This window comes from Rhizobium esperanzae (assembly GCF_002204185.1).
GTDB classification, from domain to species: Bacteria; Pseudomonadota; Alphaproteobacteria; order Rhizobiales; family Rhizobiaceae; genus Rhizobium; species Rhizobium esperanzae.
On the sequence record NZ_MXPU01000008.1, the window covers coordinates 140,213 to 155,055 of the forward strand.

The 14,843-nt window shown below is 63.9% G+C and carries 14 protein-coding genes; 6 read left to right on the forward strand and 8 right to left on the reverse strand.

Annotated features, from left to right (window positions below):
- Positions 1-102 precede the first annotated feature (102 nt).
- Positions 103-1,287 (forward strand): hypothetical protein, encoded by a 1,185-nt coding sequence (locus tag B5E41_RS14365; protein ID WP_088394584.1) that lies wholly within the window; start codon positions 103-105, stop codon positions 1,285-1,287.
- A gap of 22 nt (positions 1,288-1,309) precedes the next feature.
- Here B5E41_RS14365 and B5E41_RS14370 read toward each other — a convergent pair whose 3' ends face one another.
- The 8 genes from B5E41_RS14370 to B5E41_RS14405 are packed head-to-tail and all read right to left on the reverse strand — an operon-like array spanning position 1,310 to position 9,497.
- Positions 1,310-2,323 carry a succinylglutamate desuccinylase/aspartoacylase family protein gene (locus B5E41_RS14370; RefSeq protein WP_088394586.1) on the reverse strand — a complete coding sequence of 338 codons (1,014 nt, stop codon included), beginning with the start codon at positions 2,321-2,323 and terminating at the stop codon, positions 1,310-1,312.
- Between the two features lie 31 nt (positions 2,324-2,354).
- Positions 2,355-2,699: a RidA family protein gene (locus B5E41_RS14375; RefSeq protein WP_088394588.1), complete on the reverse strand. Its 345-nt coding sequence runs from the start codon at positions 2,697-2,699 to the stop codon at positions 2,355-2,357.
- 37 nt (positions 2,700-2,736) lie between these two features.
- A complete protein-coding gene (locus tag B5E41_RS14380; RefSeq protein WP_088394590.1) occupies positions 2,737-4,047 on the reverse strand; it encodes an alanine racemase in 1,311 nt (436 codons plus the stop codon).
- Positions 4,040-4,996: an amidohydrolase family protein gene (locus tag B5E41_RS14385; protein WP_088394592.1), complete on the reverse strand. Its 957-nt coding sequence runs from the start codon at positions 4,994-4,996 to the stop codon at positions 4,040-4,042. The genes B5E41_RS14380 and B5E41_RS14385 overlap by 8 nt, the downstream gene beginning before the upstream one ends.
- A complete protein-coding gene (locus B5E41_RS14390; RefSeq protein WP_088394758.1) occupies positions 4,993-5,934 on the reverse strand; it encodes an ABC transporter permease in 942 nt (313 codons plus the stop codon). The genes B5E41_RS14385 and B5E41_RS14390 overlap by 4 nt, the downstream gene beginning before the upstream one ends.
- A complete protein-coding gene (locus B5E41_RS14395; RefSeq protein WP_088394594.1) occupies positions 5,931-6,893 on the reverse strand; it encodes an ABC transporter permease in 963 nt (320 codons plus the stop codon). The genes B5E41_RS14390 and B5E41_RS14395 overlap by 4 nt, the downstream gene beginning before the upstream one ends.
- Positions 6,890-8,404: a sugar ABC transporter ATP-binding protein gene (locus B5E41_RS14400; protein WP_088394596.1), complete on the reverse strand. Its 1,515-nt coding sequence runs from the start codon at positions 8,402-8,404 to the stop codon at positions 6,890-6,892. Before B5E41_RS14400 ends, B5E41_RS14395 begins: the two co-directional genes overlap by 4 nt.
- A 22-nt stretch (positions 8,405-8,426) precedes the next feature.
- Complete coding sequence (locus B5E41_RS14405) at positions 8,427-9,497, reverse strand: ABC transporter substrate-binding protein (protein WP_088394598.1); 1,071 nt, start codon at positions 9,495-9,497, stop codon at positions 8,427-8,429.
- Positions 9,498-9,721: 224 nt separating this feature from the next.
- Between B5E41_RS14405 and B5E41_RS14410 the strand changes: the two genes are divergently transcribed.
- The 5 genes from B5E41_RS14410 (at position 9,722) to B5E41_RS14430 (ending at position 14,826) form a co-directional block, all read left to right on the forward strand.
- Complete coding sequence (locus tag B5E41_RS14410) at positions 9,722-10,507, forward strand: IclR family transcriptional regulator (RefSeq protein ID WP_088394760.1); 786 nt, start codon at positions 9,722-9,724, stop codon at positions 10,505-10,507.
- Between the two features lie 301 nt (positions 10,508-10,808).
- Positions 10,809-12,161, forward strand: a complete 1,353-nt coding sequence (locus tag B5E41_RS14415; protein WP_088394600.1) for an LLM class flavin-dependent oxidoreductase — start codon at positions 10,809-10,811, stop codon at positions 12,159-12,161.
- A 10-nt stretch (positions 12,162-12,171) separates the two neighbouring features.
- Positions 12,172-13,023, forward strand: coding sequence for an ABC transporter permease (locus B5E41_RS14420; protein WP_088394602.1), 852 nt, complete (start codon positions 12,172-12,174; stop codon positions 13,021-13,023).
- A 39-nt stretch (positions 13,024-13,062) separates the two neighbouring features.
- Positions 13,063-14,046, forward strand: a complete 984-nt coding sequence (locus B5E41_RS14425; RefSeq protein WP_088394604.1) for an ABC transporter substrate-binding protein — start codon at positions 13,063-13,065, stop codon at positions 14,044-14,046.
- A gap of 9 nt (positions 14,047-14,055) precedes the next feature.
- Positions 14,056-14,826, forward strand: a complete 771-nt coding sequence (locus tag B5E41_RS14430; RefSeq protein ID WP_088394606.1) for an ABC transporter ATP-binding protein — start codon at positions 14,056-14,058, stop codon at positions 14,824-14,826.
- Positions 14,827-14,843 lie beyond the last annotated feature (17 nt).

Consider the following 14,843-nt stretch of genomic DNA (forward strand, 5'->3'; position numbering starts at 1 on the left):
CAGGGCGGGCGGCTTTCGCCCGCCCTCCGCGGTCAAAGATCGGTCTGGACACTATTATGGACACATGTTCTATAAAGCGGACAGACTTGAGCGGAGCGCGACATGCATCTTTCCATGTGGACTTACCCCTGGGATATCCAGGACCAGGGGCTCGATAGGATTGCCGCCGAGCTTCGCAACCGAGCAGGCCTCAACACGATCAGCATCGCGACCTCCTATCATGCCGGCCGCTTTCTCCAGCCGCGCAGCCCGCAGCAGAAGGCCTATTTTCCCGAGGACGGTACGGTCTACTTCCGGCCGAACGAAAGCTTGTGGCAGGACAAGCTGATCCGGCCGCTGATGGCGGGGAATGTCACGGAACGCGGCGACATGCTGGAGGCGCTGACCAGAGAGCGTGACGCGACCGGTCTCGCGGTCTCCTGCTGGACGGTCTGCCTCCACAATAGCCGTCTCGGCATGCTGCATCCCGATCACGTGACGCGAAACGCCTTCGGCAATCCCAATTATTACAACCTCTGCCCCTCCAGCCCAGCCGCGCGGGATTATGTCGTCACTCTCGTGCAGGACATCACGACGAACTACCGGCCTGACATGGTCGAGCTCGAGAGCCCGAACTTCATGGGCTTCGCGCATGAATATCATCACGAAAAAGATGGGGTCGGCCTGAATGCCGAAGACGATTTCCTGCTGTCGCTCTGCTTCTGCGATCATTGTATCGCGCGCGCCGCCAGGGCCGGCGTGCCCGTGGAAGGCGCGCGCAGAACTGTAGCGCGCTTCATTGTCGAACTCTGCGAGCGAGCGGTGCCGGAGCGGCAGTTCCCCGATTTCCCGGCGGCTGGCATCGATGCCTTCCGGGGCCATCCCGATCTCCATGCCTATCTAGCGTGGCGCAGCGAACCGGTGACCAGCCTGATCGGCGAGATCAAGGCCGCGGCCGATCCGGCGACGCGCATCGTGCTTATCGATTTGAAGGACGGCTGGCTCGGCGGCGTCGATCTCGCAGCCGTCGGCAAGCTCTGCGACGGGGCAATTCTTTGCTGTTACGACATGACGCCGGAGGCCGTCGGCGATGTCATCCGAGCCGGCCGAGCGGCAATCGGGCGGGAAAAATTCCTTGGAGTCGGCCTGCGCATCTTCTATCCCGAGGTCAGCGGACCCATGATGCTCGCCGTACGCGCCAAGGCCGCAGTCGATGCCGGCGGCGACGGCGTCAATTTCTACAACTACGGCCTCATTCCGGCAAAGCGCCTCGACTGGGTCAAGGCCGCGGTGGACGCAATCAGTTAGTGGGATCGCGCGCGGGGTTGGCTCAGGATGCGATAGGTTCGGCGACCTGGATCAGGCAGTCGCCGGCCTGGCTGTCGCAATGCAGCCTGTGGGAAATCACCATGCCGCTCTCGGCAAAGCGCAGCTCTTCCTCCGCCTGCTCCAGGCGTTCCAGATCATGATACCATCCCGCCAGATCGCCGGCGGCAACGACGGTGCCGAGCCCGACAGCCGGCTCGAACCAGCCTCTGCGGCTCGCATAGATGCCCTGGCTGTGCCGAGATAGCGAAAGCAGCTGCAGCGGCCCGGGCTGAGGGAGCGTTCCGCGCGACAGGACCGGGCGCTCGACAATGCCGAGTGTCACGAGCAACCGGTCGATTGCCGCCGCCGTGAAAGTCATCGTCTCGCGCGTCACGGTTCCGCCGCCGCCGAATTCGCCGGAAAGCCCGATCGTCCCCGCCCGTGCCGCCGCCCCCATCGATGTCGGCGCCGCCGGCCCGTTATCGGCGATGAAGGCATAGGATGCGCCGAGTGCCCGCATCAGCGACACGGAGCGCTCGAAGCGGGCGGCATCGGCCTGCCGTTCGATCAGCGTGCAGGGCAGGTGCGCCATCGACGTGCCGCCGGCGTGCAGGTCGAGCAGGACGTCGTGCCGGGGAAAGAGGTCATGTTCGAGGAAATGCGCCATTCGCGCCGTCGGCGAGCCCATGGGGTCACCGGGAAAGGCGCGGTTGAGGTTGCCGCCGTCGAAGGGCGAACAGCGCTTGGCCGCCATCACCGCCGGCAGGTTCGCCATCGGCAGGATGGTAACGGCGCCGCGGATTTCCGCAACATCCAACAGCCGCATCAGCCGGCCGAGCTGCAGTTCACCCTCATACTCGTCACCGTGATTGCCCGCCATCAGCAGCAGAGACGGACCCTCGCCGTTCCTGAGATGAAGGACCGGGATGCGGATCTGATAATAGGGCGAACGGTCCACCGAATAAGGAATGGCGAGGTAGCCGGCCTGCCGGCCCTCACGCGAGAAGTCGATCGGGTTGACGAGGCCGCTGTGCATGATGTCTCCAGTCCGGGCGGTTACTTCGCCGTCAGAGCGCGGCGATCGCGGTCATTTCGACGCGCAGATCTGGATCGGCAAGGCGTGCTTCGGTGCAGGCGCGCGCAGGCGGGTTTTCGATGTCGATCCAACCGTCATAGACGCCGTTCATCGCCTCGAAATCCACGATTGCCGGCAGGAAAACATTGACGGCGATCAGACGCGAGCGGTCCGTACCGGCTTCCTTCAAAAGAGCGTCGATTTTGCCGAGCACATCGCGGGTCTGCTCTTCGATCCCAGCCTTGCGATTTTCCGCGACCTGGCCGGCAATATAGACGAGACCGCCATAGCTGACGGCTTGGCTCATTCGCGAACCCTTCTGATAACGCTGGATCATGGGCAGGTTTTCCTTTTCTTGCTTTTGGAAGGAGAGGTCAGCCGAAGCTTGTGAGATAGGCCGCCGTCACCGAATGCTCGGGGTCGAGACCATAGAGAATGGCATGCCGGTCAAGGCAGGTGCATGGATGCGAGATGCCGAACTCGATGACGTCGCCGACGCGGACGTCACTCGCCTCGGCAAGGGCGATGAAGGCGTGTTGATCGTTGAGTCGGAAAACCTCGGCGCCTTTGAGGTCGCCGAGGCATGCCCCATCGCGATAGAGCGCCAGCGGCCGTGGCAGACCCTGGTCCATCGCCACGTCGCGCATGCCCATGCCTGAGATCGCAAGCCGCGGCTCGGGCCGCGACAGGACCTCGGCCCAGACTCGCAGCGCCGGACGAAACCCTGCCGCCGCCGAAAGCGTCTCGCCAGCCACACGGAAACCGCCGCGCGCATCGAGACCGGCAAGGCCGCGCTCGTAGACACCGTGATCATGGAAGAAGATGGCGCCGCTACGCAGGATCAGCCGGCAGACCGGATCGGCCGCAACCGCGGCCGAAAGCCCGGCGATCACGACATCGAAAAACACCGAGCCGCCGGCCGTCACAAGAAGCGGCCGGTCAGAGCCGATGCGGGCGCGCACCTTCGGCAGAAAATCTGCCGTCATCGCCATCAGAGTCTCGATGCGAAGCATCGTCTCTGCCGCATCGGCGGTCGCGGCAGCACCTTCATAGGCGGCGATGCCGCTCAACCGGAAGGTCGACGTCTCGGCGGCAAGGATCGCATCGAGAACTGCCTCGGCGGCAGCGGCGCTGCGGATGCCGGCCCGGCCGGCGCCGAGCTCCACCAGCAGGCCAAGAGGCGGCAGGTCCATACGCTCTCGCCACGCGGACCGGAGCGCTTCGACCAGCGCTGCCGAATCCACGAAGACGTGGAGTTCCGCATCGGGATACTGGCCGAGCAAAGCCGCAAGCCGTCGGGCGGCGGCCACGCCGCCGATCTCGTTGGCGAGGATCAGGCGGCGTTGTCCCGCCTCGAGCAGGACGGCGGCCTGGCGGATATCGGCGACTGTCGTGCCCCAGGCACCCGCCGTCACAAGCGCCTTTGCCAGCACCGTCGACATCGGCGTCTTGGCATGCGGCGCAATTTCGGCGCCGTGGCTTTTCACATAAGCCATCATCAGTTCGACATTGGCGGAGAAGGCCTGCCGGTCGAGCGAGATCAGCGGCAGGGCCATCCTGCCGTCATAGGGCTTCCATCCCTGCTTGCCGATTTCCGAGAGCGAAAGCGGCGGATGGCCCGGCGGAAAGCCTCGCACCCGCTCATCGATCAGCAGGTTTTCCCACGCAGCATGAAGGTCAGACATGGCAGCCCCTCCGGGCATCGGCCGGGTCGGCGATACCGAGATGGTAGGTGTCGTTGGCAGTGGCAAAGAACACAGCGCGCTGCTCGTCCGGAGAGAGCTGCGAGGCGACCGTACGGAAAACCTCATAGATCTCGTCGAAAGAGGCGTGCAGACCTGCGACCGGAAAATCGCTCGCAAACATCGAACGTGCCGGTCCGAAACAATCGAGGCAATGCTCGATCACCGGCCGCAGGCTTTCGAGTGTCCAGTCATTGTCGTAGGCGACGAGATCGGAAATCTTGACCCGCACGTTGGCCTCTCTGCCGAGCGCCTGCAGGCCGCGGCGCCAGAGCGCCATGCCCTCCGGCGTCCGGTCAGCGGGGCTTCCGCCGTGATTGACGACGAAAGGCGTTTCCGGAAAAGCCCGGACGAGCTCGAGCGCGTCATCCATCTGCCAGGGATAAAGCATCAGGTCGAAGACCAGCCCGAGCCGCGTGGCCTGGGCAAGCCCCGCCCGCCAGACGGGATCCCTCATGCGATCCGGACGCGACGCAAAACTCTTGGCCACATTGGGATGCCAGCTCAGAATATCGCGGATGCCGACGACGTTGGAGTTTTCCGCTTCCGCCTCGAGCAGGCGCGGGGCCTCCGGCCGATCGAGGGCAATGCCGGCGATATAGCGGTGCGCCACGCCGGAGCGGCGGTCGAGCCCATTCAGCCAGCGGCTCTCCTCCAGCGGATAGGCAGCGGACCAGCCGGCCTCGACATGAACGGTCGCAACCACATTCTGGCGCGCGGCGTCGGCGCGATAATCGTCGATGCCATAGTCGCGCAGGATCGGCGCCAAGCTCCCGAACACCATCCCTTCACCGGATGCCCGCGCCTTCTCAAGCCAGGGATGACGCTGCAGGCCGAGGTCCCAGAGATGATGGTGCGGATCGATCACCGGCCCATCGTAGCGTCCCGTCATCGGCGCGCCTCGCGGCCGGAAACGAGCAGGAGGGCGAGGATCAGCGTGCCGAACATGATCGACCGCCAGCCAGGCGAGGCGTTGACGACGGTGATCAGCGCCGTCGCCGTCACAAGCAGGATCGCTCCCGGAACGGTCCCGGCATAGGTGCCGCGGCCACCGAGAATCGAGGTGCCGCCGAGCACGACGGCGGCGATCGAGGTCAGCAGATAGGGATCGCCGATGCCGACATAACCCTGCCGGTTCATGCCGAGAATCAGAATGCCGGCAAGACCGGCGAAAAAGCCCGACAGGGTATGGGCGATCAGCGTGTTGCCCGTGACGCTGACGCCGGAAAGCCGGGCGGCCAGCGGGTTCGCCCCAAGCGCGAGGAAACGGGCGCCGATCGGCATGCGGTGGACGAGCAGCAGGACGACGACCGCGACTGCGAGCCACAGAATAATGCCCGAGGGGATGCCGAGCGGCCGCGCCTGCCCGAGCAGGATGACTGCGGGATTGCTGACGGTGACGGCGCTGCCGCCGGCGACGATGACGAGCAAGCCCTGCAGGAAGGTTGCCATGGCAAGCGTCATGATGATCGGCGGCACCCGGAGATAGGTGGAACCCGCGCCGTTCATCAAACCGATGCCGGTGGCGATGGCAAGCGCCGCCGCGATGCCGGCAAGGCCGGTCGGATCCCATGCCGGCGAAATCAGCGGCAACAGGATCGCCGTGACCGTGATGACCGCGCCGACGGAAAGGTCGATGCCGCCCATCAGGATAACCAGCGTCTGCCCGGCGGCGACGATGCCGATCACGGCCGCGAGTTCGAGGAGATAACGCAAGTGGCCGTAAGCGCCGAAGCCGCGCAGCGTGACGCTTGCGACGATCCAGACGAGCGCCACCAGAAGAAAGGTCAGGAGCGGCGGGTTGCGGAATGCCGATCTGATGATGTTCATCGTCTTGCCCTCCATGCGCCGAGAAGTTCCGGAACGGCGACCGCGCCGACGATGATCAGGCCTTGAGCGACATATTGCGCCACCGGCGGAAAGCCGAGGAAGAACATGACGTTGATCATGACCGAGAGCAGCAGGCTGCCGCAGATCGCACCGCGCACCGTGCCCTTGCCGCCGAGGAAGCCGACGCCGCCGAGCACGGCGGCAGCGATCGAGTTCAGCGTGAAGGGCGTGCCGATGACAGGATCGCCGGAGCCGGTCTGCGCGGCGACGAAGAGACCGGTCAGCGCTGCCAGCAGACCGGAGAGCGCAAAAGCCGTGACCTTCACTTGTTCGACCGGCACGCCGGAACGGAATGCGCCGACCGGATTCTCGCCGGCGGCATAGATGCCGAGACCGAGCGGCGTCGCCAGGAAGGCTTTCCAGAGCGCCAGGATCACCACGAGCATCAGAAAGGCGACGGGCGTGTGGCCGGCCAGCACCGTCGACAGCCAGTCGGGAACGGTGCCACCCGGCCGCGGCAGCAGAATGAGTGCGACGCCGCTGATGATGAAGGAGCCGGCGAGCGTGACGATGATCGCGGGAAGCCTCAGATAGGTGACGATGGCACCGGTGGCGGCGCCGACCGCAAGGCCGGCGGCGGCGACCGCGAGAATGCCGCCCGACACGCCGAGCGCCCCTTCCATCGTCGTCGCGGCGATGACCGCGCCGAGGCTGACGAGCGGACCGATCGCCAGCGTGATGCCGCCATTCAGCATGAGCAGCGTCTGCGCCATAGTGACGAGTGCGAGCGGGAACCAGTTCTGCGTGAACTTCGAGAAGCCGCCGATTGAAAGGATGCCCGGGAAGAGCATCGCATAGAGGATGAGAAAGGCTGCGACGACAAGATAGAGGCCGGAGAGGCCGCGATTGCGGCGCATCTGGATCGAGGGATAGAGCCGGGATGAGGAATTGGTGTTCATGCCGCCTCTCCCTGCGCCGTGGTGTTGACGCCCATGGCCGCACCGACGATCGCCCGTTCGCTGATCTCATCCTGCGACAGCGCCGCCGCGACGCGCCCTTCGCGCAGAACCACGACACGATCGCAGAGATGCACGAGTTCCGGCGTATCGGAACTGGCAAGGATGACGAGCTGCCCCTCGGCCGCGAAGGCGCGGAGCATGAGATAGATTTCCCGCTTGGTCCCGATGTCGACACCGCGGGTGGGATCGTTGAGCAGCAGAACGGACGGATCGAGCGGCAGCCATTTGGCGAGCGCCACCTTCTGCTGGTTGCCGCCGGAAAGCGCCTGCACCGGGCGGGCCGTATCACCCTTGATCATCAGCCGGCGGGCGAGATCGGCGACGAGGCCGGTTTCGGCCTGCCGGTCGCGCAGGCCCTTGACGGCGAGCCGCCCGAGCGAGGGCAGGATGAGATTGGAGGCGATGGAATGCGGCAGCACCAGCCCCTCATGTTTGCGGTCGGCCGGGACATAGACGATCCCTGCCGCATTCGCCTCGCCGACATTAGCGGGCAGGCCTGACTTGCCGGATATTTCCGCTCGGGCGGCTGCGGCCGGAATGGCGCCGTAGAGGCCAAGCAGCAGGTCTTCCTGCCCTTGCCCCACGAGCCCGCCGATGCCGACGATCTCGCCGGCGCGGGCGGAGAAAGCGATGTCGCGAACCATGCCGGCGGAAAAGCCTTCGACGCCGATGCGCATGACACCGGGCGCAGTGGCGCCACGCGGCGGGAACAGGTCGCCGGTCTCGCGGCCGACCATCAGACGCACCAACCCTTCGCCGTCGATGCCGGAGAGCGACTGATCCGCAGTGACACCGCCGTCTTTCAGCACTGTGACATGCGAGCAGAGCGCCTTCACCTCGTTGAGACGGTGGGAAATATAGAGGAGTGCCATGCCGCGACCCTTGAGCGTCTCGATCAGCCGAGCAAGGATGCCGGCTTCATGAGCCGAAAGTGACGAGGTCGGCTCGTCCAGAATGAGCACGCGCGGTTTGCGGAACAGCGCCTTGGCGATCTCCACCATCTGGCGGCGGCCGAGCGCGAGATCGGCGACCGGCATGTCGGGCGGTTCGGTGAGCCCCACCATGTCGCACACCTCCCGCACGCGGCGATGAAGCGCTCGGTAATCGATGAGACCGAAGCGGCGCGGAAAGGCGCCGAGCCCGATATTTTCGGCAATCGAGAGACTGGCCGTCAGGCTCAGCTCCTGCTGAACCACAGCGATACCGGCTTTGCGTGCCGCCGCCGGGCTGAAACGCCCGACGGTCTTGCCGTCGACAAGGATGGACCCGCCGTCGGGCTGGAGTGCGCCGGACAGCAGGTTGATCAGGGTGGACTTGCCGGCGCCGTTTTCGCCGAGCAGGGCATGAACCCTGCCCGGCAGAAGGGCGATGTCGACGCCCTTCAAAACCGGATTGCCGAAAAATCCCTTGAACACCTGCCGGGCTTCCAGCAGGGGGTTTTCTTCCGTCATGACGACGTTCCCCAGACGCGGATTACTTGGTCAGCAGCTTGTCGAAGAGCGCCTTGTCGTAGTCCGAATAGATATAGCCGTCGGCCGGGAACTTGTCGGCGCGCGCGAGATAGCTGCCGATCGAGCTGTCGTCGATAACAGGCAGTGGCACCTTGACGAAGGCAGGGACATCCTTGCCTTGCAGCGCCTGGACGGCGGTATAGACGGAAAGCGCGCCGAGCCAGTTGGGCTGCATCGTCGCCCAGCCCTTCAGCCCCTTCTCCTTCCAGAGTTCGAGGAATTGGCGGGCATTTTCCCCTGTCGTCGGCACCTGATCGCGGCCCTGACGCTCGAAGGCAAGAACGGAGCCGGCCGACAAGGCGCCGCCGAGCGACAGCACGCCATCGATTTCCGGATTGGCGAAAAGCAGGCTTGTCATCGCTTCCTGTGCCGGCGCGACATTATATTCCGTGTTGGTCTCGGTGATCACCTGGATGCCTGGGTTGGCATCGAGAACCGGCTGGGCACCCTTGCGGCGGTCGTCGCTCACCGAAATGCCGGCAGGGCCGTTCATGACGATGATCTTGCCCTTGCCGCCGAGCTGGCTGACCATCCACTTGGCAGCCGTCGCGCCCCATTCGTTGGAATCGGTGTTGATCTTCGCCGTCACCTTGTCGGTATTGACCAGGCTGTCGAAATTCACCACCGCGATACCCTTGTCGCAGGCGTCGGAGATGACGCGGTCGAGAGCGGTGGAGGAACCGGCGATTACGACGATGGCGTCGACATTGGCGTCGATCATCGACTGGATATGCTGGATCTGTGTCTGGGCATTGCCCTGCGCGTCTGTGATCATCAGGTCTTTGACGAGGCCCGCCTTTTTCAACTCCTCCACTTCAGCCGTGATCGTGCCTTCGGTCTGTTTCATCCAGGTCGGCACCGAATAGATATTCGCCCAGCCGATCGTGAAAGGCGCCTTCCTGTCACCCTTGATGCAATTAGCGGCAGCCGAGGCCGAGCCGGTGGAAAGAACGAGAAGGGCGGCAGCAGCGGCAGCGCCGGCGAGAAGCCGGCGGCGAGGCGAGGCGGAAATGCTGTTTTCAGAATTTTTCATGTCGATCCCCTTTTTTGTGTGGAAGCGTTAAACGCTTGCCATCTGTTTTTGTCCAATATAATGTACACATGATCTAAATACCGGACGCGCCGATCTTATGCCGATTTTTCCGCCTCGCAAGAGGGATGAAAAAAATTTTCGTCGGCCGGGAACAACAGGATCGGTTGACAGATGCGGCGGAGGGTTTGAAAAGCTTGGCCGAACAGAAATTGGGATCGACAGCAATGGACGCAATTCAGGACGAAGCAATCGGCAAGCGTGCCCGAGGGCTCGACCGCGCCTTCGAAATCCTCGATTTCCTGCGCCAGAAGCGGCTGGCTTTGAAGCCGAATGAAATCGCAGCGCAGATCGGCGCACCGCGCTCATCGGTTTACGAGCTCGTCAACCTGCTGCTGAGCAATGGCATTCTCGAATTCACCGGCGGCGAGGGGCGCGTCTACCTCGGCCGTAAGCTCTATTTCCTCGGCGCCGCCTATGAAAACCATTTCGATTTCACCCGCGAATGCGAGGCGGCACTGGAACAGCTCGCTGACGAAACGCGGGAGACGGCGCAGTTCTGCATGCTGGACGGAAACAAATATACGGTCGTGCGCATGCGCGAAGGCGCACGGCCATTCCGCATTTCGACCGATATCGGCCAGTCGGTGCCGATCCCGTGGACGGCCTCCGGACGTCTGCTCGTCGCGCATCTGTCGGATCAGGAGATCCTGAACTTCATTCCATCGCAGGATTTTCGTCTGCCGAACGGCGAATGGCTCGATCCGCAAAGCTTCATCGTCGAGGTCCGCCAGGCCGAGCGAGAAGGTCTCTTCACCTTCAACAGCATCGTCGACAGCTTTACCCATTGTTTTGCCGTGCCGGTGCGGGGCGAGGAGGGTCATGCGGCTGCAACGCTCTGCCTGGTCACGCCGCGCGACGACGGCATCGCGAACCGCGACCGCTACCTCGACTGCCTGAAAAAGGCCGCCACCGGTCTGGAGCATGCCCCGGCCCGGCCGAAACGGGGCTGATACCCGGGACACGAACACGCATTGATCGCCGGCGACACTTCCTGCGGGAAGCCGCACCGAGCCGCGTGCTTCCTTAAATCATAGCGCGCTCGCGCTCGTTCTCTGCCGCGTGCATATCGAAGAGCCGCCGCAGGATGAGCCATGTCTCGTTGCGCGCTTCGATGTTGATTTCCAGTTTCAGCCCAATCCCGCAAATCTATTCACTCTTCTCCCGAAACTACGGAATGAAGTTTCTCTATGAAATTTATAGAGTAGGTATCTTAACATTCCGACGACAGACGGAAAACGGAGAGGATGCGAAATGACACGGAAAATCAGGCTTGGGGCATTTCTTCCCGGCGGCGGACAGCATGTTGCGTCGTGGCGGCATCCCGACCAGCCGGTCGACGGCGCGACCAGTTTCCAGTTTCACAAGCAGCTCGCCCTGACGGCGGAACGCGGCCTCTTCGATGCCTACTTCCTGGCCGATGGATTGGCCGTCGGTTTCGGTGGAGCGCGTGAAGGCGGCAACGCCCGGGTGGCCGGCTTCGAGCCCGTCACCTTGTTCTCCGCTCTTGCGCCTCTCACCACCCATCTCGGCTTCATCGCGACCTCCTCAACCACCTATGAGGAGCCTTATACGACCGCCCGCAAGTTCGCTTCGCTGGACCTGATTTCGGATGGCCGCGCCGGCTGGAACGTGGTGACCACGACGGGCGACCTCACGGCGCAGAACTTCAACCGTGAAACCCAGCTTCCGCATGCCGAACGATATCGCCGCGCCGCCGAGCATGTCGATGTCGTCCGCAAACTCTGGGAGAGCTTCGAGGACGACGCATTCATCCGCGACAAGGAGACCGGCGTCTTCTTCGATCCGGCGAAGCTGCACGACACCGACCACCGCGGCGAGCATTTCAGCGTGCGCGGTCCACTCAACGTCTCGCGCTCGCCGCAGGGGCACCCGGTCATCGTGCAGGCAGGACAGTCGGAAGACGGGCGCGGGCTCGCCGCAGCAACCGCCGAAGTCATCTTCACCGCCCACCAGCATATCGAAACCGCCCAGGAGTTTTATCGGGACATCAAGGCACGCGCCCGTGGTCTCGGTCGAAATCCCGATCACATCCTGGTTATGCCCGGCGTCTCCGCTTTCGTCGGCAGGACCGAAGCCGAGGCACGCGAAAAATACGAACGTCTGACCTCGCTGATCGTCGAAGAAGACGGGATCGGCCTCCTCAACGGCCTGACCGGCGGCACGCTCGACCTGCACGGTTACGATCTCGACGGGCCTCTTCCGCCCGCACCGCCGACCGAAGGCATGAAGAGCCGCCAGGCCCTCATCCGCCAGATCGCCGACGAAAACAACTTCACCATCCGCCAGCTCTACCAGTGGATCGCCTCAGCCCGCGGCCACTACACGATCGTCGGCACGGCCGAGCAGATCGCCGATACGCTGCAGACATGGTTCGAGAACGAAGCGGCCGACGGCTTCAACATTTTGCCGCCCTGGCTGCCGACGGCGCTCGACGACTTCGTCGATCTGGTCATTCCGGAACTGCAGCGCCGCGGCCTGTTCCGCACAGCCTATGAAGGCAAGACGCTCCGGGAAAACCTCGGCCTGCCTTTCCCGACCAACCGATGGGCTGCGGGGCGCGCAGCTCTCCAGGCAGCAGAGTGAGGAGCGATCCATGGCTTATGAAATCAATCAGGTCCTTCCAAGAAGCTTCGGCCGCCTGAAGAGCGGCGAAAGCAATAGGCCCACTTTCGCGTCGCAAGTGCGCGGTGTGCTCGCATCGCTTCTGCCGCGCTACGGTCTGCTCATCGCCTTCCTCTTGCTCTGGCAGGTTTCGAGCACCAGGGGCTGGATCAATCCCGCCATTTTCCCGCCCTTGAACGTGATCCTGTCGGCTCTCTGGACCAACCTTTCCAATGGCGCCTTGCTCGACGACATCGCCATCAGCCTGCAGCGATCCGGCACCGCCTTCGCCTTTGCCGTCGTGGTCGGTATTCCGCTCGGCCTGTTCATGGGCCAGTTTCGGGCCGTCGAGCAGGCGCTAGACCCGATCCTGCAGCTCTTCCGCCAGACCTCGGCGCTGGCGCTCTATCCGGTTTTCATCCTGCTGCTCGGCCTCGGCGAAACCTCGAAGATCTTCGTGATCTTCTGGGCGACGCTGTTTCCGGTGCTGCTCGCCACCATCGGCGGCGTCAAGGAGGTGGATCAGAAGCTCATCGAGATGGCGCGGACCTACGGCGCCGGATCGCTGACCGTTTTCCGCCGCGTCATCCTGCCGGCCTCCGTTCCCGCAATCTTCGTCGGCCTGCGCCTCTCGGCGACGACTGCGCTTCTGCTGCTGATCGCTGCCGAGATGATCGGCGCCAACAAGGGCATCGGCTTCCAGGTGATGAACGCCCAGTACAATTTCCAGATCCCGCTGATGTTTGCGGCGATCCTGCTGCTCGCCTTCCTCGGGCTAGCCGCCAATGCCCTGCTCGTTCTCCTGCAGCGCCGCCTGTGCCGCTGGTCGCAGCCGAGCACCTGACCGCTTCCACCGATTTTCCTCTTCCCGAAAGGACCTCCCATGACCTTCCATCCCCGCAACCTTCTCCTGCCGGCCGTGATCGCACTCGGTCTTGCCACGCCGGCCGCCGCCGCCGAGGCAGTGAAGCTGCGCTATCTCGCGAGCCAGGGCGGTCTTGCCGCCCATGAACTCGCCGAAGAGCTCGGTTATTTCAAAGACACCGGCATTACGTTTGAGAATGTCGGCTATGCCCAGGGTGGCCCGGCCTCTCTCATCGCTCTTGCATCCGGCGACGTGGAGATCGGCAGCGCCGCCACCTCCGCCGTGCTGAACTCGATCATCGGCGGCAATGATTTCGTCGCCGCCTACCCATCGAACGGCATCAATGACGATGTGCAGTCGACCTTCTACGTGCTGGAAGACAGCCCGATCAAAAGCATCAAGGACATTGCCGGCAAGAGCATCGCCGTCAACACGCTCGGCGCCCATCTCGATTACACCATCCGCGAAGCCCTGCATTCGGTCGGCCTGCCGAGCGACTCCGCCAACCAGGTCGTCGTTCCCGGGCCGCAACTCGAGCAGGTGCTGCGCTCCAAGCAGGTCGATATCGCCGCCTTCGGCTACTGGCAGACGACCTTCGAGGGTGCGGCTCTGAAGAACGGCGGCCTGCGTGCGGTTTTCGACGATACCGACGTCCTCGGCGACATCGCCGGTGGCTTCGTGGTCCTGCGTCGCGATTTCATTCAGCAGCATCCCGAGGCTGCGAAGATCTTCGTCGAGCAGTCGGCTCGCGCCCTCGACTATGCCCGCGAACATCCCGAGGAAACCAAGAAGATCCTGGCAAAGGCGCTCAGCGAACGCGGCGAGAACCCTGATATCGCGCAGTATTTCCGCGGCTACGGCGTCCGCGCCGGCGGCCTGCCGGTCGAGCGCGACATCCAGTTCTGGATCGACGTCCTGGTTCGCGAAGGCAAGCTCAAGCAGGGCCAGCTGGCGGCCAAGGACATCATCTATACGGCCGATACCAAGCCGGCAAGCAACTGAGGAACTGCAATGAGCCTCGCCCAGGATATTCGCCGCGGAGAGGTGACGATCCGTCACCTCTCCAAATCCTACAAGCTGAACGGCAGCCATCTGCAGGTTTTGAAAGATATCAACCTTCACATCCGCTCCGGCGAAAGCCTCGCCATCGTCGGCGCCAGCGGTTCGGGCAAGACGACGCTGCTCAGGGTTCTCGCCGGACTTGAGGATTCCGATACCGGAGAGGTCCTGGTCGACGGCGAGGCGATACGAGGCGTCGGCGCGGAGCGCGCCGTCATCTTCCAGGAGCCGCGCCTTCTTCCCTGGCTTGACGTCCTGGGCAACGTCGCCTTCGGGCTGGAAACGAGAGGTCTCACCCGCGAGCGGGCGAGGGCGAGGGCGCGTCACTACGTCAAGCTCGTCGGCCTGCAGCAATTCGAGGCGGCCTATCCCCGGCAACTGTCCGGCGGCATGGCACAGCGCGTCGGCATCGCCCGGGCGCTTGCCGTCCAGCCGGAAATCCTGCTGCTCGACGAACCGCTCGGCGCGCTCGACGCGATGACCAAGATCGGCATGCAGCAGGAGCTCGCCCGGATCTGGCGCGACGAAGATGTGACGACCATTCTCGTCACCCACGATCTCGAGGAGGCGATCTATCTCGCCGACCGGATCCTGATCCTGCCGCGCGAGAAGGGAGGCGAGCCGCGCCTGATCGACATCGATCTGCCGCGTCCGCGCGACCGCAGCGCACCGGAATTCGTCCGGCACCGCGAGGAGCTGCTCAACCTGTTCGGGCTGCATTGAAGGCTGCAGACGCAAAC